17 protein-coding genes are annotated in these 18039 nt (G+C 72.5%); 9 read left to right on the forward strand and 8 right to left on the reverse strand.

Annotation, left to right across the window (positions count from 1 at the left end; all coding sequences use genetic code 11):
• Positions 1-18: 18 nt before the first annotated feature.
• Genes BUE30_RS00705 through BUE30_RS00725 form a run of 5 tightly spaced genes read left to right on the forward strand, consistent with a single transcriptional unit; the run spans position 19 to position 4265 of the window.
• Positions 19-990: a carbohydrate ABC transporter permease gene (locus BUE30_RS00705; protein WP_083600974.1), complete on the forward strand. Its 972-nt coding sequence runs from the start codon at positions 19-21 to the stop codon at positions 988-990.
• Positions 987-1859, forward strand: coding sequence for a carbohydrate ABC transporter permease (locus BUE30_RS00710; protein WP_073325710.1), 873 nt, complete (start codon positions 987-989; stop codon positions 1857-1859). Before BUE30_RS00705 ends, BUE30_RS00710 begins: the two co-directional genes overlap by 4 nt.
• Positions 1856-2503 (forward strand): N-acetylmannosamine-6-phosphate 2-epimerase, encoded by a 648-nt coding sequence (locus BUE30_RS00715; RefSeq protein ID WP_073325712.1) that lies wholly within the window; start codon positions 1856-1858, stop codon positions 2501-2503. Before BUE30_RS00710 ends, BUE30_RS00715 begins: the two co-directional genes overlap by 4 nt.
• A complete protein-coding gene (locus tag BUE30_RS00720; protein ID WP_073325714.1) occupies positions 2500-3387 on the forward strand; it encodes an N-acetylglucosamine kinase in 888 nt (295 codons plus the stop codon). The genes BUE30_RS00715 and BUE30_RS00720 overlap by 4 nt, the downstream gene beginning before the upstream one ends.
• The gene (locus BUE30_RS00725; protein ID WP_073325715.1) at positions 3384-4265 is read left to right on the forward strand and encodes an N-acetylmuramic acid 6-phosphate etherase; all 882 of its coding nucleotides are present in this window, start codon (positions 3384-3386) and stop codon (positions 4263-4265) included. Before BUE30_RS00720 ends, BUE30_RS00725 begins: the two co-directional genes overlap by 4 nt.
• Positions 4266-4524: 259 nt before the next feature.
• On the opposite strand, the gene BUE30_RS00730 is transcribed toward BUE30_RS00725, so the two are convergent.
• Genes BUE30_RS00730 through BUE30_RS00745 form a run of 4 tightly spaced genes read right to left on the reverse strand, consistent with a single transcriptional unit; the run spans position 4525 to position 8605 of the window.
• Positions 4525-5283: a GntR family transcriptional regulator gene (locus tag BUE30_RS00730; protein ID WP_212590695.1), complete on the reverse strand. Its 759-nt coding sequence runs from the start codon at positions 5281-5283 to the stop codon at positions 4525-4527.
• A complete protein-coding gene (locus BUE30_RS00735) occupies positions 5280-6116 on the reverse strand; it encodes an ABC transporter permease (protein ID WP_073325716.1) in 837 nt (278 codons plus the stop codon). Before BUE30_RS00735 ends, BUE30_RS00730 begins: the two co-directional genes overlap by 4 nt.
• Positions 6113-7063 (reverse strand): ABC transporter permease, encoded by a 951-nt coding sequence (locus tag BUE30_RS00740; RefSeq protein ID WP_073325717.1) that lies wholly within the window; start codon positions 7061-7063, stop codon positions 6113-6115. The genes BUE30_RS00735 and BUE30_RS00740 overlap by 4 nt, the downstream gene beginning before the upstream one ends.
• 48 nt (positions 7064-7111) lie before the next feature.
• Complete coding sequence (locus tag BUE30_RS00745; RefSeq protein WP_073325718.1) at positions 7112-8605, reverse strand: ABC transporter substrate-binding protein; 1494 nt, start codon at positions 8603-8605, stop codon at positions 7112-7114.
• Between the two features lie 154 nt (positions 8606-8759).
• On the opposite strand from BUE30_RS00745, the gene BUE30_RS00750 reads away from it, so the two are divergent.
• From BUE30_RS00750 to BUE30_RS00765, 4 genes are all read left to right on the forward strand, one after another.
• Positions 8760-9710, forward strand: a complete 951-nt coding sequence (locus BUE30_RS00750; RefSeq protein WP_073325720.1) for an ABC transporter ATP-binding protein — start codon at positions 8760-8762, stop codon at positions 9708-9710.
• Positions 9707-10666, forward strand: a complete 960-nt coding sequence (locus tag BUE30_RS00755; protein WP_073325722.1) for an ABC transporter ATP-binding protein — start codon at positions 9707-9709, stop codon at positions 10664-10666. The genes BUE30_RS00750 and BUE30_RS00755 overlap by 4 nt, the downstream gene beginning before the upstream one ends.
• 61 nt (positions 10667-10727) lie before the next feature.
• The gene (locus BUE30_RS00760; protein WP_073325724.1) at positions 10728-11777 is read left to right on the forward strand and encodes a serine hydrolase domain-containing protein; all 1050 of its coding nucleotides are present in this window, start codon (positions 10728-10730) and stop codon (positions 11775-11777) included.
• Positions 11778-11790: 13 nt separating this feature from the next.
• Complete coding sequence (locus BUE30_RS00765) at positions 11791-12900, forward strand: anhydro-N-acetylmuramic acid kinase (protein ID WP_073325725.1); 1110 nt, start codon at positions 11791-11793, stop codon at positions 12898-12900.
• On the opposite strand, the gene modC is transcribed toward BUE30_RS00765, so the two are convergent.
• The 4 genes from modC to BUE30_RS00785 all read right to left on the reverse strand — a co-directional run bounded on the left by modC (position 12897) and on the right by BUE30_RS00785 (position 18017).
• Positions 12897-13970 (reverse strand): molybdenum ABC transporter ATP-binding protein, encoded by a 1074-nt coding sequence (modC, locus tag BUE30_RS00770; protein ID WP_244526241.1) that lies wholly within the window; start codon positions 13968-13970, stop codon positions 12897-12899. The two genes, BUE30_RS00765 and modC, sit on opposite strands and share 4 nt — an antisense overlap.
• Positions 13967-14656, reverse strand: coding sequence for a molybdate ABC transporter permease subunit (gene modB, locus BUE30_RS00775; protein WP_073325729.1), 690 nt, complete (start codon positions 14654-14656; stop codon positions 13967-13969). Before modB ends, modC begins: the two co-directional genes overlap by 4 nt.
• A 16-nt stretch (positions 14657-14672) precedes the next feature.
• Positions 14673-15395 (reverse strand): molybdate ABC transporter substrate-binding protein, encoded by a 723-nt coding sequence (gene modA / locus BUE30_RS00780; protein ID WP_073325731.1) that lies wholly within the window; start codon positions 15393-15395, stop codon positions 14673-14675.
• A 360-nt stretch (positions 15396-15755) separates the two neighbouring features.
• Positions 15756-18017, reverse strand: coding sequence for an FdhF/YdeP family oxidoreductase (locus BUE30_RS00785; protein ID WP_073325733.1), 2262 nt, complete (start codon positions 18015-18017; stop codon positions 15756-15758).
• Positions 18018-18039 lie beyond the last annotated feature (22 nt).

Here is an 18039-nt window from a genome sequence, read left to right on the forward strand (position 1 = left end):
TTGAGACGAAAGCGCCCAATGCCCGTCGTTCACTACGATTCCGAAGCCGTGGAGGGGGAAGCCCTGCCGCCCACCCGCCGCCGCTTCACCCGGCGGGGGGCGTGGATCTCGTTCCTGCTGATCCCGCCCATCGCGGTGATGGCGCTGTTCGTCGTCTACCCGATTCTCTCGGCGCTGGCCTATGCCTTCTACGACTGGACGGGCCTGCGGCGCGAAGGCTTCGTCGGGCTCGAGAACTTCCGCCGCGTCCTGTTCGAGCCGCCCTATGCCGCGATCACCTGGAACGCCTTCCAGCACAACGTGATCGTATTCTTCGTGCTGATGGTCGTGCAGAACGGCGTCGGCTTCCTCCTGGCCTGGTGCCTCTGGCGCGAGCTGCCGGGCGCGCGGTTCCACCGCGTCGCGGTCTTCCTGCCGGTCGTGCTGTCGACCGTCATCATCGGCTACATGTGGAAGCTCTTCTTCCACCCGATCTTCGGCGTGGTGAACCAGCTTCTGGAGCTCGTCGGCCTCGGCGCGCTGGCCCAGCCCTGGCTGGGGCAGTCGGACACCGCGCTCGGCGCGCTGATCCTCGTCAACGCCTGGGCCTGGGTCGGTTTTCCGACGCTGGTCTTCCTCGCCGGTCTGCAGCGCATCCCGACCGAGGTACTGGAGGCCGCGCGGATGGAGACGGACAGCGAGTGGACCATCACCCGCAGGATCGTCTGGCCGCTGGTCGCCCCCTCGACCACGGTCGTGTTCATCCTGCTCTTCATCGGCTCGTTCAACTGGTTCGAGCTGCCCTACATCATGGTCGGCCTCGACGGCTCTCCCTTCGGGTCGACCGACGTGCTCGGCCTCGTCTTCTACCGGACCGCCTTCGGCAACGTCTCGGCCGGGGTCCAGGATTTCGGCCTCGGCTCGGCGCTGGCGGTGCTGATGTTCCTCTTCATCGCCGTCTTCGCCACCGGCTGGACGCTCTACCTGCGAAAGAGGGAGCTCGACGTATGAGCGTGGCGGCGGACGAACGGCACGGGGACCGGGGGGGCAGGGGGATCCTCTCGACCTACGGGCGCGACGGGCTGATCCAGATCGTGCTGATCGCCAACAGCGTCATCATGCTGTTCCCGGTCGTCATCATGGTCTTCTCCGGGTTCAAGACGAACATGGAGATCTTCCAGGCGCCGTTCCGGATCCCCGACTTCACCGATATCGGCAATTTCGTCACCATGGCGACGCAGACCAACTTCCTGCGCTACCTGCTCAACTCGCTCTTGGTCACGGGCACGGCGCTGCTGGCGACGGGGATCCTCGGCATCATGGCGGCCTACGCGCTGGCCCGCTACACCTTCGCCGGCGCCTCCTTCATCCTGCTCTTCTTCATGTCGGGGCTGATGCTGCCGCTGAAGCTCGCCGTGATCCCGCTCTTCATCCTGTTCCGCGACCTCGGCATCCTAGACAGCTACTGGGCGCTGATCGCGATCTACACCGCGATGGGCCTGCCCTCGACGGTCTTCATCCTGACCGGCTTCATCCGCACCCTGCCGAGCGAGCTCGAGGACGCGGCGCGGATGGACGGGGCCTCGGAGGCGCGGATCCTGTGGCAGATCATGCTGCCGCTCTGCCGGCCGGCGCTGGTCATCGCGGGGATCTACAACCTCGTGCCGATCTGGAACGACTTCTTCTTCCCGCTGGTCTTCATCCAGACCGACGCGCTCAAGACGCTGCCGCAGGGGCTGACCACCTTCATCGGGGAATACTCGACCGATTATGGCGCGATGTTCGCGGGGCTGACCCTGGCGGCGGCGCCGATCACGCTGCTCTACATCGCGCTCAGCCGGCAGTTCATCAACGGCATGACCTCGGGCGCGGTGAAGTGATCCTGCGGTCCGGCCTGATCGTCTCGGCCCAGGCGCGGGCCGACAACCCGCTGCACGGGCCGGTCCACATGGCGGCGATGGCCCGCGCGGCGGAACAGGCGGGCGCGGTCGCGATCCGTGCGAACGGAGGGGCCGACATCGCCGCGATCCGGGACGCGGTCGGCCTGCCGGTCCTCGGCATCGTCAAGCGGCTGGACAGCGGCGATCCCGTCTACATCACGCCCGACCTCGCGGCGGTGGAGGAGGCGGCCTCGGCCGGCGCGCAGGTCATCGGCCTCGACGCGACGGACCGGCCCCGCGCGACTCCGTGGCGGGAGGTGCTGGGGGCGATACATGCCGCCGGATGCGAAAGCTTCGCCGACATTTCCACCTTCGACGAGGGCATGGCGGCGGCCGAGGCGGGGGCAGCCTATGTCGGCACCACGCTTGCCGGTCATACCGAGGCGACGCGGGGCCGCAGCCCCGACCTCGCCCTCGTGGAGCGGCTGGCCCGGGCGGGCGTCAGGGTCGTGGCGGAAGGCGGGTTCGACACGCCGGCCCTGGCGGCGGAGGCGATGGCGCGCGGCGCCCATGCCGTCGTCGTCGGCACCGCGATCACCAATCCGCGCGAGATCACGCGCGGCTTCGTCCGGGCGCTGGCGTGACGCGCGCCCTCGGCGTCGACGTGGGCGGCACCGCCGCGCGCTGGGTGCTGCTGGACGGGGATCGCGAGGTTGCGCGCGGCGCGGCGCCGGGGGCGACGGGGCATCCCTCCGCGGCCGCCCGCGCCCGGCTCGCCGAGAGCCTGCGCCTCATCCGGGGAGCGCTCCCCGCGGCGCCGGACGCGGCGGGGTTCGGCATCACCGGGGCGGGGATCCCGCCCGATCCTGCGCTGACGCCGATCCTGGCGGAACTCCTCGGCCTGCCCGAGACTGCGCTCTGGATCGCCAACGACATCGTCCTTGCCTGGCACGGCGCCTTTCCGCAGGGCGGGCCGGGGCACCTGATCTCCAGCGGGACCGGCTCGGTCGGGGTGGCGATCACCGCCAAAGGGCCGGTCGTCGTCGGCGGGCGGGGCACGCTGATCGACGATGCGGGCTCCGGCGCCTGGCTGGCGCTGCGCGCGCTCGACCTCGTCCTGCGGGACGTGGACGAGGGCCGGGCGGAGACGCCGCTCCACCACGCCTTTGCCGCCCGGATCGGCTCGCTGGAGCGCGGAGCGGTCACGGCCGCGATCTATGGCGGCGAGCGGGGCGAGGTGGCCCGCCTCGCCCCCGCGGTGGCGGAGGCGGCCGCGGCGGGGGACGCCCGCGCGCGCGATCTGCTGACCCGCGCGGGGGAGGAGCTGGCCCGCCTCGTGCGTGCGCTCGATGCCTGCGCGGGGCCCGCGCCGGTCGCCCTGATCGGCGGCGCGCTAGCGCTGCACCCCGCCATCGGCGCCGCCTTCGACGCGGCGCTGCCGGGCCATACCATCACCAGACCGGGGATCGACGCCGCCGCCACTGCCGCGCGGCGCGCTCTCACGCTGACACAGACGAGGACGCCATGACTTCCACCGAATCCGCCGCACGCCGCTACCGGGGCATCGAGGGCTGGCCGACCGAGGATCTGGTCGGCGCCATGGTCGAGGCGCAGATGGCCGCCGTCGCGGCGCTCGGCCCCGCCTCCGGCGCGCTGGCGCGCGCCGTCGACGCGGCGGCCGAGCGGATCGGGCGGGGCGGGCGGCTGCTCTATCTCGGCGCCGGCACGTCGGGCCGTCTCGCCACGCTCGACGCGGCCGAGCTGCCCCCGACCTACGGCTTCCCGGCCGAGCGCGCCCGCGCCTTCATCGCGGGGGGCGCGCGCGCCATCACCCATGCGGTCGAGGGGGCCGAGGATGACGGCGCCGCCGGAATCGCGGCGCTGACCGGGGCCGGGATGGGCCCGGACGACGTGGTGATCGGCGTCGCCGCCTCGGGCCGGACCCCCTTCGTGGTCGAGGCGGTCCGCCATGCCCGGGCGGCGGGCGTGCTCACCGTCGCGGTCCTGAACAATCCCGCCGGCGCGCTGGCCGAGGCGGCGGAGATCCCGATCGTTGCCGCGACCGGAGCCGAGATCGTCGCCGGCTCCACCCGGATGAAGGCGGGCACCGCGCAGAAGGCCGCGCTGACCTGCCTCTCGACCGGGATCTTCGTCCGGCTCGGCTATGTCTGGCGCGGCCGGATGGTCGAGATGGGCCCGACCAACGACAAGCTGCGCGAACGGGCCGAGCGCATGGTCGCCGACCTCGCGGACGTCCACCCCGAGGAGGCGCGCGAGGCGCTGGCCCGGGCCCACGGCTCGATCAAGGTGGCGCTCGTCACGCTGGAGAAGGGCTGCGATCCCGCCGAGGCGCAGCGCCTGCTCGACGAAGCCGGGGGGCGCCTGCCCAGCGTCCTCGGCGCCTGATCCGCGATCCCCGCGCGGCGCGGCGGCGGGGGCCGGGCGCGTCTTCCCCCCTTTGCAGGGTCTGCAAATACCGTGGCGGCCGCGCCTCACGGGCGGACCGCCAAGAAGGGGGCCACCGCGCCGCCCCGCAGCCCATCCGCCCCGGGACCACGGCGGGCCGACGACGCAGACTGAAGCGCCTGGCAGGCACCGTAGCACACCCGCCCCGCCGGCCCGGACCGATCGCCTCCGACCGGTCCGGGGGCCCGGACTCCGCGCCTCAGCCGCCCAGCGTCAGCTCGGCCATGAAATCGTAGCGGTCGCCGCGATAGGCCGAGGTGGTCACCTCGATGGCGCGCCCGCTGTCGAGGAAGGACCGCCGCTCGATCCGCAGGACGGGCAGGGGGGCGGCGTCGCCCCCGACCAGCAGGCGCGCCTCGCCGGGTGTCGCGATCCCGGCATGCAGGCGCTGCAGCGCCCGCGCCGGGGCCTGCCCGGCCGCGCGCAGCGCGTCGTAGAGAGAGGCGCCGACCTCCACCGCGCCCAGGGCGGCGGCGGGGACCACGGCATGCTCGATGGCGAGCGGCTCGCCCTCGGCCATCCTGACCCGGTCGAGGCGGAAGACCTTCTCGCCCGGCGCGAGGCCGAGCTTGAGCACCTCGGACGGGGTCGGGAAGGCGATCTCGCGGCGCAGCTCCTGGCTGGTCGTGTCCGCGCCGCGCCGCTTCATGTCCTCGGTGAAGCCGAGCAGGATCGAGAGCGGTTGGTCGATCTGGGCCGCCACGAAATTGCCCGCGCCACGCTTGCGCTGGACGAGGCCCTCCTCCTCCAGCGTGTCGAGCGCCTTGCGGATCGTGACGCGCGACAGGCCGGTGGCCTGCGTCATCGCCCGCTCCGGCGGAAGGGCGAGGCCGCCCCGCCATTCGCCCAGCTCGATCAGCCCGCGCATCGCCGAGGCGAGCTGCAGGTAGAGCGGCCCCTGCGCCGCATCGCCCTTGCCCATCGCCTCGGTCAGGCGGTCCAGCGCCCCGCCGCTCACGAGGCCGCCCTCAGCCGGGGGTCGAGCGTGTCGCGCAGCGCATCGCCCAGCAGGTTGAACCCGAAGGACAGGAACAGGATCGCGAGCCCGGCGAAGATGCCGGGCCAGGGCGCGAGTCGCAGGAAGTTGCGCCCCTCGGACAGCATGAGGCCGAGCGAGGGGGTCGGCGGCTGCGCCCCCAGGCCGAGGAAGGAGAGCGAGGCCTCGACCAGGATCGCGGCCGAGAGCAGCAGCGAGGTCTGCACCAGCACGATCGAGACGAGGTTGGGCAGGATGTGGGAGAGCACGATCCGCGCGCCCCCCGCGCCCACGGCCCGCGCGCCGGCGACGTATTCGCTCTCGCAGATCACCAGCGCCGGGCCGCGAAGCAGCCGCGCGAAGATCGGGGTGTAGACCACCGCGATGGCGATGGCCGCGCTCCACGCATTCGGGCCGAGGACCGCGATCACGCCGATGGCGAGCAGCAGGATCGGGAAGGCGAAGACCACGTCCATCAGGCGCATGGTGATCCGGTCCCACCATCCCCCCAGATAGGCGGACAGGATCCCGATCGTGCCGCCGATCACCAGCGCGATCCCGACCGAGATCGTGCAGGTGAAGAGAGAGGTGCGGTAGCCCCAGACGATCCGGGCCAGCACGTCGCGTCCCAGCTGGTCGGTGCCGAGAAGGTTCGTGGCGTTCGGCCCCTTCAGGCGGTTCGCCACGACCTGCGCGAACGGATCCTGGAAGCCGAGCCACGGCGCCAGCAGCGCGACCGCGACCTGGAACACGACGATCCCGCAGGCGACGGCCAGCAGGGGGCTGCGGCGGAGCGTGGCGACGGCCGCGCTCATCGCCGCACCCGGGGGTCGAGCACCGCGTAGAGCAGGTCGACCGCAAAGTTCACGAAGACGAAGCTGGCGGTCATCACGAGTATGGTGGCCTGGACGAGCGGGTAGTTCCGCTCGCTGATCGCGCCGAGCACCAGCCGGCCGAGGCCGGGAATGGCGAAGACCTGCTCGACCACGATGGCGCCCCCCAGCATGTAGCCGACCGCCACGCCGACCGAGGTGACATAGGGGATGAGCGCGTTGCGCAGGGCGTGGACATAGGTCACGCGCCGCGCGCTCGCCCCCTTGGCGCGGGCGGTCCGGACGTAATCCTGCCCCATCGCGTCGAGCATGGCCGAACGGACGAGGCGCGACAGGTTCGCCAGCATCGGCAGCGACAGCGCGATCACCGGCAGGACCATGCGCTGCAGGTTGCCGAGCGGATCCTCGGTGAAGGGGACGTAGCCGAGGACGGACAGGCCCGGAAAGGCGGAGGTGACGACGAGGATCGACAGGATCCCCAGCCAGAAGGACGGGATCGTCAGCCCGGCGATGGCGCCCACCCGGACCGCCACCTCCGCCCCCGACCCGCGCGCGCGGGCCATGAAGGCGCCGATTGGGATCGACAGGCCCGCCCCGACCAGCGTGGCGAGCAGCGTCAGCTCGAGCGTCGGCCACATCGCGGCGGCGATCTCGGCCGAGACCGGGCGCCCGGTCCAGATCGAGGTGCCGAAATCGAGCCGGGCGGCGCCCGAAAGCCAGTCCCAGTACTGCACCAGCAGCGGCTGATCGAGGCCGACGCGGGCCCGCAGCTCGGCCACCCGCTCCGGCGTGATCTCGGTATTGGCGCCGAGCATGATCTGCACCGCGTCCCCGGGCACCAGCCGGATCATCGAGAATACGATGAAGCTGACGCCCAGAAGGACGAGCGCGAGGTCGAGGACCCGGCCGAGGAGGAAACGCGTGCGCATCGGGGAAGTCCCGGGCGGCGCGGGGCAGGGCCCGCGACGCCCCTGTCGTCACTCGGCGACGTCGATCGTCGCGATGTCGGCGATACGGCCGATCGGGCTGATCGTGTAGCCGCTCACCCCCTCGGCCACGGCGGCCGACAGGTCGGCATAGGCGATATGCGCGACCGGCCCCTCGCAGGCGAGCTTGCGCTGGATCTCGTCGTAGATCTCCTTACGCGCCTCCGTGCCCGTCAGGCTGCGCGCCTCGTCCAGCATCGCGTCGAGCTCGTCGTCGGCATACTGGAAGACGTTGGTCGAGCCGCCGCCGAAAAAGGTGCGGTAGAAGTAGAGGTCGGGGTCCACGTTACCGCCGTTGGCGCTGACGAACATGTCGAAATTGCCGTTGCGCCAGTCCTGCACGAAGGTGCCGATCTCCTGGTTCTCGAGCGTCAGCTCGAACCCGCCGGCGGCGAGCTGCTGCTGGGCGACCTGCGCGATGTCGCGCGCGTCCTGCCGGGGCAGGACGATCATGCGGACCTGGACCGGCGTCTCGACACCCGCCTCCTCCAGCAGGGCCGTCGCCGCGTCGACATCGGTCGTGTAGCAGTCGAATTCCGACACATCGAGCGCCCAGGAGGTCAGCGCGGGCGAGAGCGGCCCGGCCGGCACCCCGGCGCCGAACAGCGCGGCGTCGATGATCTCCTGCCGGTTGAGCAGCAGGTTCACCGCGCGGCGCACCTCCGGCTGGTCGAAGGGGGGAACGGAGGCGTTCATGCCGATCAGCGTGTAGGCGAGATCGCGGGTGGTCTGGATGTTCAGGTCCGGCTGGCCCTCCAGCATCAACGCGGTGGCGGGGTCGATGGTGGGAAGAAGGTCGTAATCGCCCGAGAGCAGGCCCGCCTGCGCGGTCGCGCTTTCGGGCACGAAGTGGAAGCGCACCTCGTCCAGCGCCGGCTGCCCCTCCACCCGGTATCCGTCGAAGGCGGTGAGGGAGATGTATCCGTTGGGCTGCCATTCCTCGAAGCGGAACGGGCCGGTGCCGACCGGTGTCTGCTGCAGCGCCTCGGGATCGGTCTCGAACTCGGCGGGGACGATCGCGATGCCCGCGAGCGAGGCGAGGAGCGGCGCGAAGGGGGCGGAAAGCGTCAGCTCGACCGTCGTGTCGTCCACCGCCTCGATCCCCGTCACGAGGTCGATCCGGCTGGCCAGCGGCGAGGCGATGTCCTCGGACTGCACCCGGCGGAGCGAGGCGGCCACGTCCTCGGCCGTCAGGGCCGAGCCGTCGTGGAAGGTCGCGCCCTCCACGATGGTGAAGGTGTAGGTCAGCCCGTCCTCCGAGATCGTCCAGTCGGTCGCGAGGCCGGGCTGCACGTTCAGGTCATTGTCGATGCTCGTCAGCCCCTCGTAGATCGCGGGCGAGGCGATGAGGACCGAGTTGAACGCGGTGACCAGATGCGGGTCGAGCCCCGCCGGCGGCACGTCGAGCGCGACGTCGAGCGTCTGGGCGGCCGCGGCGGCGCCGATCAGGCAGGCGGTGGAGGCAAGAAGGGTGGTGCGGATCATGGCGGCATCCTCTGCTGGCGCGGGGCCGCTCTCCCGGCGGCCTCTTCCATCCCGCGTCTGATACCAATACCGGACCAACGCTGGACAGTGGTCACGCTATGGCATTACCAATGACCTGTCCAGCGAGACCGCTGCCCTGTCCCGAGGCCCCCCTTTGTCCGACCCGCTCCTGTCCATCGAGGACCTGCAGATCTCTGCCGGCGGCAAGGCCGTGGTAGAGGAGGTGAACCTCTCGATCGCGCCGGGCGAGATGGTCGGCCTCGTCGGCGAATCGGGCTGCGGGAAGTCGGTGACGGCGCTGTCGGTCCTGCGCCTGCTGGCCGAGCCGCAGATCGGCGTCACCGGCGGGCGGCTGATCTATGACGGGACCGACCTGCGGACCCTGCCCGAGAAGCGGATGGAGGCGATCCGCGGCGACGAGATCGCGATGATCTTCCAGGAGCCGATGACCTCGCTCAACCCGGTCTTCACCATCGGCGCGCAGATGGCGGAATCGCTGCGCCTGCATCGCCGCCTCTCGGCCCGCGCCGCGCGGGACGAGGCCGGGGCGCTGCTGGCCCGGGTCGGCATCCCGGCGCCGCAGGCCGCGCTCGACCGCTACCCGCACGAGATGTCGGGCGGCCAGCGCCAGCGCGCGATGATCGCCATCGCGCTCGCCTGCGGGCCGCGCCTGCTCGTCGCGGACGAGCCGACGACGGCGCTCGACGTCACCGTGCAGGCGCAGATCCTCGACCTTCTCGACGGGCTGCGGCGTGAGACCGGGATGGCGGTGCTGCTGATCACCCACGATCTCGGCGTGGTCTCGCAATATTGCGACCGGGTCGCGGTCATGTATGGCGGCCGCATCGTCGAGGAGGCGGCCGCCGAGACGCTCTTCGCCGCGCCGCGGCACCGCTATACCGAGGCGCTGCTCGCCACGATCCCCGCCGCCAATGCGCCGGGGGCGAAACTGCCCGCGATCCCCGGCCTCGTCCCGCCGCCGGGCCAGCGCCCGCCCGGCTGCGCCTTCGCGCCGCGCTGCCGCCACGTGATCGAGCGCTGCCGGACCGAGATGCCCCCGCTGGACGGCGACGCCCACAAGGCCCGCTGCTGGAACCCCGCATGACCCTCCTTTCGCTCGACCGGCTGTCCAAGACCTTTCCCACCCGCGAGGGCGGCAGCGTGAAGGCGGTGACTGAGGTCAGCCTCGACATCGCCGAGGGCGAGGTGCTGGGGCTGGTGGGCGAGAGCGGCTGCGGCAAGTCCACGCTGGGGCGCACGCTGCTGCGCCTGATCGAGCCGAGTTCGGGGCGGATCCTGTTCGGCGGCCGCGACCTCGCCGCTGCGTCCCCGCGCGAGATGCGGGCCGTGCGGCGCGACCTGCAGGTCGTGTTCCAGGATCCCTTCGGCGCGCTCAACCCGCGCCATTCGGTCGGCCATGTCATCGCCGAGCCGCTGATCGTGCAGGGCATCGGGACCCGCGCCAGCCGGCGCGCCCGCGTGGCCGAGCTGTGCGCGCTGGTCGGCCTGCCCGAAACGGCGCCGTCGCGCTACCCGCACGAATTCTCGGGCGGGCAGCGCCAGCGGATCGCCATCGCCCGGGCCCTCGCCCTCGATCCAAAGATGATCGTGATGGACGAGGCGGTGAGCGCCCTCGACGTGTCGATCCAGTCCCAGATCCTGAACCTGATCTCGGACCTGCGGGCGCGGCTCGGCCTCGCCATCCTGTTCATCAGCCACGACCTCAGCGTCATCCGCCATGTCAGCGACCGGATCGCGGTCATGTATCTGGGCCGCGTGGTCGAGATCGGGCCTGCGCAGGAGGTGATGGAGCGTCCGCTGCATCCCTACACGCAGGCACTGATCTCGGCGATCCCGCAGGTCGGCGCGCGGCAGGCGGATCGCATCCGGCTGGAGGGCGAGGTGCCGGATCCCGCGCATCCGCCCGCCGGCTGCGCCTTCCACACGCGCTGCCCGCGGGCGATGGAGGTCTGCCGCGGCGCCGTGCCGCCGCTCGGCCGGCCGGCGGATACCGGCCGGGCGGGGCAGGTGGCCTGCTACCTGCACCCGGTCGCATCGTGACCGCCCGGCTTCTGTCGATACCGCCAGCGACCCGCCCCATTCCGCCAGGATCGAGACCCAGATGACCGACGCCCCCCCTTCCGGCCCCCCCAGGATCGACCGGGCCTTCGCCCTCGTCGAGCGCGCGGTCGTGGCCGGCCGGATCCCCGGCGCCGTGCTCGGCGTGATCGCGGCCGACGGCACCCGGCAGATCGTCCATGCCGGTCGGGCCGCGACGATCCCCGACCCCGCGCCGATGCGCGACGACACCGTCTTCGACCTCGCCTCGCTCACCAAGCCGGTCTTCACGGCGGAGGCGATCCTCGCCCTCGTCGAGGAGGGGGCGATCGCGCTCGACGATCCGCTGACCACGCTGATCCCGGACCTGTGCCAGTATCACGGCGGCGGCTGGCAGCGGGACGTGACCTTCCGCGACTGCCTTGCGCACCGCACCGCCTTTCCGAACGTCCACCCGGTCTACACCTACGGCTCCGACCCCGCCACGCTGCGCGCCTTCGTGCTGCAACGGGACTGGAGGCGGGGGCCGGCGGTCTATTCCGACCTCAACTTCATCCTGCTCGGCATCGCGCTCGAGCGGCATCACGGTCGCCCCCTGCGCGAGATGACGCCGCCCCCCGGGTTCACCTTCTCCCCCGATCCGGGCGCCTGCGCGGCGACCGAAGCCTGCGCCTGGCGCGGCCGCGTCCTGCGCGGCGAAGTCCATGACGAGAACGCCTTCGCCCTGCGGGGGGCGGGGCATGCGGGCCTCTTCGGTACGGCCGGCGCGCTGCTGGATTTCGCCGCGCGCGTGCTGGACCGGCCCGCCGACCATCCCGTCCGGACCCCCGTGGCGGGGCACGAGACGCAGGCCGACCGCCTGACATCCGGCCGGGCGGCGCCCGTCACGCGGACCCATGGATGGGAGCTGCGCCATGACGGATGGTCCGGCGGCGACGCGGCCGGCGAGGGCGCAATCGGCCATACCGGCTTCACCGGGACCGGCCTCTGGGTCGATTTCGCGCACGGCCATGCCTGGACGCTGCTGACCAACCGCGTGCATCCCACCCGCCATGCCGAGAGCGGCATCGTGGAGCTGCGGCGCGCCGTCGGCGACGCCCTCAACGACGCCTGAGGGGAGAGAGCGGATGGATCCGATCTGGGTGGCCGGCCTGATGACCGGCACGGTGCTGGACGGCAATATCGACGTCGCGCTCCTGCGGACCGACGGGGAGCGCGTGACGGAATTCGGGCCCGCGCGCCTCGCCCCCTATCCGCCGGGCCTGCTCGAGCTGCTGCAGGACACGCTCGCCGCCGCCCGCGACTGGGCCTTCGAGGGGCCCGAGCCCGCGATCTTCGCCGAAGCCGAGGCCCGGCTGACCGAGGCGCAGGCCGAGGCGGTCGCATCCCTCGTGGCGGACGCGCATCCCCCCGGCATCGACCTCGTCGGCTTCCACGGGCAGAGCGTGCTGCATCGCACCGCCGCGCCGGGCGTGCCGGGCCGCACCCGCCAGCTCGGCGACGGGGCGGCGATGGCGGCCCGTCTGGGCGTGCCGGTCGCCTACGACTTCCGCAGCGCCGATGTCGCGGCGGGCGGGCAGGGGGCGCCGCTGGCCCCGGTCTACCACGCGGCGCTCCTGGACAGGCTGGACGCGCCGGACGGGACGGCGGTGCTCAATCTCGGCGGGGTCGCCAACGTGACGTATCGCGCCCCGGACGGGACGCTCGCCGCCTTCGATACCGGCCCCGCGAACGCGCCGATCAACGATTTCGTCCGCGCGCGCGGCCGGGGCGAGATGGACCGCGGCGGCGCGCTCGCCCGTGCGGGCCGGGTGGACGAGGATAGGCTGGCGGCCGCGCTGGGTCATCCCTACCTCGCGCGGCCCTATCCCAAATCGCTCGACCGGTTCGACTTCGGCCCCGCCCTCGCGGACGGCCTCTCGGACGAGGACGGGGCCGCGACGCTGACCGCCTTCACCGCTGCCGCCGTCGGTCGGGGGCTGGACCTGCTGCGGGAGCGGCCGGTCCGCCTGATCGTCTGCGGTGGCGGCCGCCGCAATCCGGCGCTGATGGACGCGCTGCGGATCCGGGCGGGGGTCGAGCCCGTGCCGGCCGAGGAGGTCGGCTGGCGCGGCGATTTCGTCGAGGCGGAATGCTTCGCCTTCCTCGCCGCGCGCACCCTGCGCGGCCTGCCGATCAGCTTTCCCGGCACGACCGGGGCCCCCCGGCCGCTGCAGGGCGGGCGGATCGCGCGCTAGAAGCCCGAGACCGCCTCGCGCGCGACCGAGACCGCCTTCAGCACGGCGAAGACCTCGCGCCCCGGCGCCAGTCCCAGCGCGTCGAGCGAGCGGCGGGTGATCCGGGCGAGGATCGGCCCCGCCGGTGTGGCGAGGCGCACCAGCGCGCCCGGCCCGTCGCCCGCGCGCACGCTCTCCACCGCGGCGGGCAGCACGTTCAGCGCCGAGATCCCCTCGGGCCGCGTCAGCGCGATCATCACGTCCTGCGCGTCGATCCGCACCCGCAGCATGGCGCCGGGATCCCCGGCGACGCGCGGCAGCCAGAGCGGGCAGCCCCCCGCCTCCAGCCGGCTCAGCCCGTCCGCCTCGTGCGCCGCGAGCCGCGCGGTGACGAAGGCGCCCGCCGCCCGCACGCCGAGCGGGGTCACCGCCGGGTCGGCCAGCACCTCCTCCGCCGGGCCCACGCGCGTGACCCGCCCGTCCTCCATCGCCACGATGGTCGTGGCGAGGCGCGCCACCTCCGCGGGGTTGTGCGAGACGTAGAGGATCGGCACCTCGCCCTCGTCGCGGATCCGTTCGAAGAAGGGCAGGATCTCGGCCTTGCGCGCCTCGTCCAGGGCGGCCAGCGGCTCGTCGGCGAGGATCACCCGCGGCGACGACAGCAGCGCCCGGCCCAGCGCGACGCGGCTGCGCTCGCCCCCCGACAGGCCCGCGGGGCGCCGGTCCATGAGATGCCCGATCCCCAGCATCTCGATCACCCGGCCGGCCCCGCCGGGCCGCCCGTCGCGCGCGCCGTAGAAGAGGTTCCGCCGGACGCTCATATGCGGAAAGAGCCGCGCATCCTGGAAGACGTAGCCGACGCCGCGCCGGTGCGGGGGCCGCCAGGCGCCCCCGCCCTGCCAGTCCTCGCCGCCCACCGCGACGCGCCCCTCCGCCCGGAGGAGGCCCGCAACCGCCTGCACGACGCTCGTCTTGCCCGAGCCCGACCGGCCGAAGAGCACGGTCAGCCCCGGCGGCGCCGCGAAGGCCGCGTCGAGCAGGAAGTCGCCCCGCCTCAGGCGCAGCGCGACCTCGATCGCGGCCCCGCTCACGCCGATCCCCGCCGGGCCAGGCGCTGCGCGAGCCATTCCGACAGGGCCAGCGCGGCCACCGCGACGCCGATCGACACCGCCACCAGCCGCAGCGCCGCGCCGTCCCCGCCCGGGCTCTGCAGGAAGGCCCAGATCGCCGAGGGGATGGTCCGCGTCTCACCCGGGATGTTCGAGACGAAGGTGATCGTCGCCCCGAACTCGCCCATCGCCTTGGCGAAGGCGAGGACAGCGCCGGCCAGCACGCCCGGCAGCGCCAGCGGCAGCGTGACCGTCAGGAAGACGCGGGCACGAGAGGCCCCCAGCGTCGCCGCCGCCGCCTCCAGCCCCGGATCGACCGCCTCGATCGACAGCCGCATCGCCCGCACCATCAGCGGAAAGGCCATGATCGCCGACGCCAGCGCCGCCCCCGTCCAGCGAAAGGCGAGCGGCAGGCCCAGCGCCTCCAGCCCCGCCCCGAGCGGCGCGCGGGGCCCGAAGGCCAGCAGCAGCAGGTAGCCGGTCACGACGGGCGGCAGGATCAGCGGCAGGTGGACCAGCGCGTTCAGCGCCGCGCGCCCCGGAAAGCGCCACCGGGCGAGGGCATGGGCCACCAGCAGCCCGAGCGGCAGGCTGGCCAGCGTCGCGACCGCCGCCACCCGCAGCGACAGCGCCACGGCCGCCCATTCCTCGGGGCCGAGAAAGGTCATCGGCCCATCCGCCGCATCACTCCCCCGGCAGCAGGGTGAAGCCCGCCGCGGCGAAGCGCGCCCCCGCCGCCTCGCCCCGAAGCCAGGCCAGGAAGGGAGCGCCCGCCTGGGTCAGCGCCGCCGCCGGATAGGTGATCGGCGCGTGGCTCTCCGGCGGGAACCGGTCGAGGATCGCCACCCGCGGCTCCAGCGCCGCGTCGGTGGCGTAGACGATCCCGTAGGGCGCGGCTCCCGTCGCCACGAGCGCGAGGGCCGCGCGCACGTTGTCGGTCTCGGCGAGGCGCCCCGACAGCGCGTCCCACAGACCCAGCGAGGTCAGCGCCGCGCGCCCGTAGATGCCCGCCGGCACCGCCTCGGTCAGCGCCACGGCCAGCCGCCCGTCCCCCAGTTCCGCCGGCAGGTCCGCGATCTCCAGCGCCGGGGCGCCCGCCGGCCCGACCAGCACCAGCGCGTTGCCGAGCAGCTCCGTCCGCGCCGCCACCAGTCCGGCCTCCTCCAGCACGTCCATCCAGTCGGGATTGGCCGAGACGAAGACGTCGGCCGGCGCCCCCGCCTCGATCTGCCGGGCGAGGAGCGAGGATCCGGCATAGGAGATCGCGACCGCCTCGCCGGTCCCGGCGGTGTACTCCGCCGCCACCTCGTCCAGCACCCCGCCGAGCGAGGCGGCGGCGAAGACCGTGATCTCCGCCGAGGCGGGCAGCGCGGCAAGGCACAGCGACAGGGTCAGGGAACGCAGCATGGTACCTCCGATCATTCTCCTGTCGTCGCGCGCCACGACCGCGAAGACAAGATCGCGAAGAGAGGGCTGAGGAGACTGGGCCGCGAAGGTTGGTCCACGAAGACTTGGCCGCGCGACTTCGGATGATGCCGACGCCCCGGCCGGCGCCCCGCCCGCGCACCGACGCCCGCGCCGCCTGCCGCATCCGCCCCGCCCGGCTCCAGGCCAGCCGTTCGCCCGGTCCCCGCAAGGGCCCGGCCGCCGCCGGCCTGCCGGCCCCGGGAGGGCGATCCGTCCCGCCCCCTTATCTTGCCCGAAATACTCCGGGGGGTGAGGCCGCAGGCCGAGGGGGGCAGCGCCCCCCTTGCCCCGCCCGGAACCCTAGACCTCCCGCTCGATCCGCACGGCGACACTCTTCGAGGCCGGCGTCTTCGAGAGCCTGTCGTGATGCCCGATCGGCACCAGCACGTTGCATTCGGGATAGTAGGACCCGACGGTGCCGCGCGGCAGCTCGAACGTCACCACCTCCAGCCCGCCGAGCCGGGCCGCGATCCCGCCATCGGCGACGAGCGCGACGCGGTCCCCGTGGGACAGCCCCGCCTCCTCCATGTCGGCGGCGTTCATCAGGAGGACGTCACGCGTGCCCTCGATCCCCCGGAACCGGTCGGAATAGCCGTAGATCGTGGTGTTGAACTGGTCGTTCGAGCGCATGGTCAGCAGCCGGTACCGCCCGGGCTCGTCGTCGAAATCCATCGCGTTGAGCTTGTCCGGGATTGTGAACTCGGCCTTGCCGCTCTCGGTCTTCCAGACCCGGTCATGGGCCGGGTTGCCGCGCCAGAAGCCGCCGGGCTCGTTCATCCGCGCGTTGAAGTCGCGGAAATCCTCGGGATAGGTCGCCTCGATCAGGTCGCGGACCCGGCCGTAATCGGCGATCCACTCGTCCCAGCGCAGCCTGTCCGTGAGTCCCGCGATCGCCTTGCCGAGCAGGGCGGTGATCTCCAGCTCGGACCGGAGCTGCCTGGAGGCGGGCGTGCGGCGCCCCTGGCTGCCGTGGATGCAGGAGAAGCTGTCCTCGATCGTGATCCACTGGTTGCCGCTCTCCTGCATGTCCTCCTCCGACCGGGCGAGGCAGGGCAGGATCCAGGCGTTCCGCCCCGGAAACAGGTGCGAGCGGTTGAGCTTGGTCGAGATCATCACCGTCAGCGGCAGTTTCTCCCAGGCCGCCTCGATCCGGTCGCGCTCGGGCAGGGCGCGGACGAGATTGCCGCCGAGGCAGAGCATGGCCGAGAGCCGCCCCTCGGTCATCGCCTCAGCGGCGTCGACGACGTGCATCCCGTCCTTTTCCGGCGGCTCGAAGCCGAAGAGGTCGCGCAGGCGGTCCATCGGCACCAGCTTCGTCTTCTCGGCGATGCCGACGGTGCGCTGGCCCTGCACGTTGGAATGGCCGCGCACCGGGCACATGCCGGCGCCCGTCTTGCCGATGTTGCCGCGCAGCAGCAGCAGGTTCGTCAGCATGCCGATGTTCCAGGATCCGTGCGCGTGCTGCGTCAGGCCCATCCCGTAGACGCCGATCACCTTCTCGGACGTCATGTAGATCTCGGCCGCGTCGCGCAGCGCCACCTCGCTCAGCCCCGTCTCGGCGCAGATCGCCGCCCAGGTCGTTTCGCGCGCGAAATCCATGAAGCCGTCGAACCCGTTGCAATGCTCGGCGAGGAAGGCGTGGTCGATCACGTCCCGCCCGGCATCGTCGGCCTCGATCACGGCCTTGCACAGGCCGAGGATCGCCGCGATGTCCGATCCCGCCTTCAGCTGGTGGTACTGGTCCGAGATGATCGTCTCGCGCCCCGTCGCCATCTCCACCGGGTCCTGCGGATCGACGAAGGAGACCAGGCCCTGCTCGCGGACCGGGTTGAAGGTCACGATCCGGGCGCCGCGCTGCTTGGCGTATTTCAGCGGATGCAGGAAGCGGGGGGAATTGGTGCCCGGGTTCTGTCCGAAGAAGAAGAAGCAGTCCGTCTCCTCCAGATCCTCCCACACCACCGTCCCGACGGGCGAGCCGATGACCTGCGTCAGCCCCACGCTCGTCGTCTCGTGGCACATGTTCGACGATTGGGGCAGGTTGTTGTTGCCGTAGAGCCGGGCGACCAGCGCCCAGAGATACGAGGCCTCGAGTCCCGCATGGCCGGAGGAGTAGAAGACGACCTCCTCCTTCGGCAGGGTCGCCAGCACCTCGGCGATGCCGGCGATGGCCTCGTCCCAGCCGGTCTCGACATAGCGGCCGGTCCCGTGGTCGAAGCGCATGGGCGCCGTCAGCCGGCCGGTCTTCTCGAGTTCGTGGTCGGACCAGCCGCGCAGCTCCTCCAGGCTGTGCTTGCCCAGGTCATTCGGCGTGCAGCGGGCGGACGTGCTCTCCCACAGCGTCATCTTGGCGCCGTTCTCGCAGAATTCGAACGGGTGGTAGTTCGCGGGCTTGGGCCAGGCGCAGGACGAGCACATGAAGCCGCCGGGCTTGTTCTGGCGCCGGAGCGTGTCGAGCACGGCGGGGCTGGGCACGCTCTCGCCGAAAATGCGGCTGATGCCCTTCAGCGATCCCCAGCCGCCCGAGGGGCCGTGATCCTTGGGCAGGTCGTCGGTCTTGGTCATGGCGTCACCTCGGGGGCTGGGG

This window comes from Wenxinia saemankumensis (assembly GCF_900141735.1).
Classification (GTDB): Bacteria; Pseudomonadota; Alphaproteobacteria; order Rhodobacterales; family Rhodobacteraceae; genus Wenxinia; species Wenxinia saemankumensis.

Excerpts from the sequence above, each read along its gene's own strand:
- BUE30_RS00710 (WP_073325710.1), top strand. The coding sequence starts at position 987 with ATGAGCGTGGCGGCGGACGAACGGCACGGGGACCGGGGGGGCAGGGGG.
- BUE30_RS00735 (WP_073325716.1), bottom strand. The coding sequence starts at position 6,116 with ATGAGCGCGGCCGTCGCCACGCTCCGCCGCAGCCCCCTGCTGGCCGTC.
- BUE30_RS00760 (WP_073325724.1), top strand. The coding sequence starts at position 10,728 with ATGACCGACGCCCCCCCTTCCGGCCCCCCCAGGATCGACCGGGCCTTC.
- BUE30_RS00765 (WP_073325725.1), top strand. The coding sequence starts at position 11,791 with ATGGATCCGATCTGGGTGGCCGGCCTGATGACCGGCACGGTGCTGGAC.
- BUE30_RS00740 (WP_073325717.1), bottom strand. The coding sequence starts at position 7,063 with ATGCGCACGCGTTTCCTCCTCGGCCGGGTCCTCGACCTCGCGCTCGTC.
- BUE30_RS00785 (WP_073325733.1), bottom strand. The coding sequence starts at position 18,017 with ATGACCAAGACCGACGACCTGCCCAAGGATCACGGCCCCTCGGGCGGC.
- modB (WP_073325729.1), bottom strand. The coding sequence starts at position 14,656 with ATGACCTTTCTCGGCCCCGAGGAATGGGCGGCCGTGGCGCTGTCGCTG.
- BUE30_RS00705 (WP_083600974.1), top strand. The coding sequence starts at position 19 with ATGCCCGTCGTTCACTACGATTCCGAAGCCGTGGAGGGGGAAGCCCTG.
- modA (WP_073325731.1), bottom strand. The coding sequence starts at position 15,395 with ATGCTGCGTTCCCTGACCCTGTCGCTGTGCCTTGCCGCGCTGCCCGCC.
- BUE30_RS00725 (WP_073325715.1), top strand. The coding sequence starts at position 3,384 with ATGACTTCCACCGAATCCGCCGCACGCCGCTACCGGGGCATCGAGGGC.
- BUE30_RS00755 (WP_073325722.1), top strand. The coding sequence starts at position 9,707 with ATGACCCTCCTTTCGCTCGACCGGCTGTCCAAGACCTTTCCCACCCGC.
- BUE30_RS00745 (WP_073325718.1), bottom strand. The coding sequence starts at position 8,605 with ATGATCCGCACCACCCTTCTTGCCTCCACCGCCTGCCTGATCGGCGCC.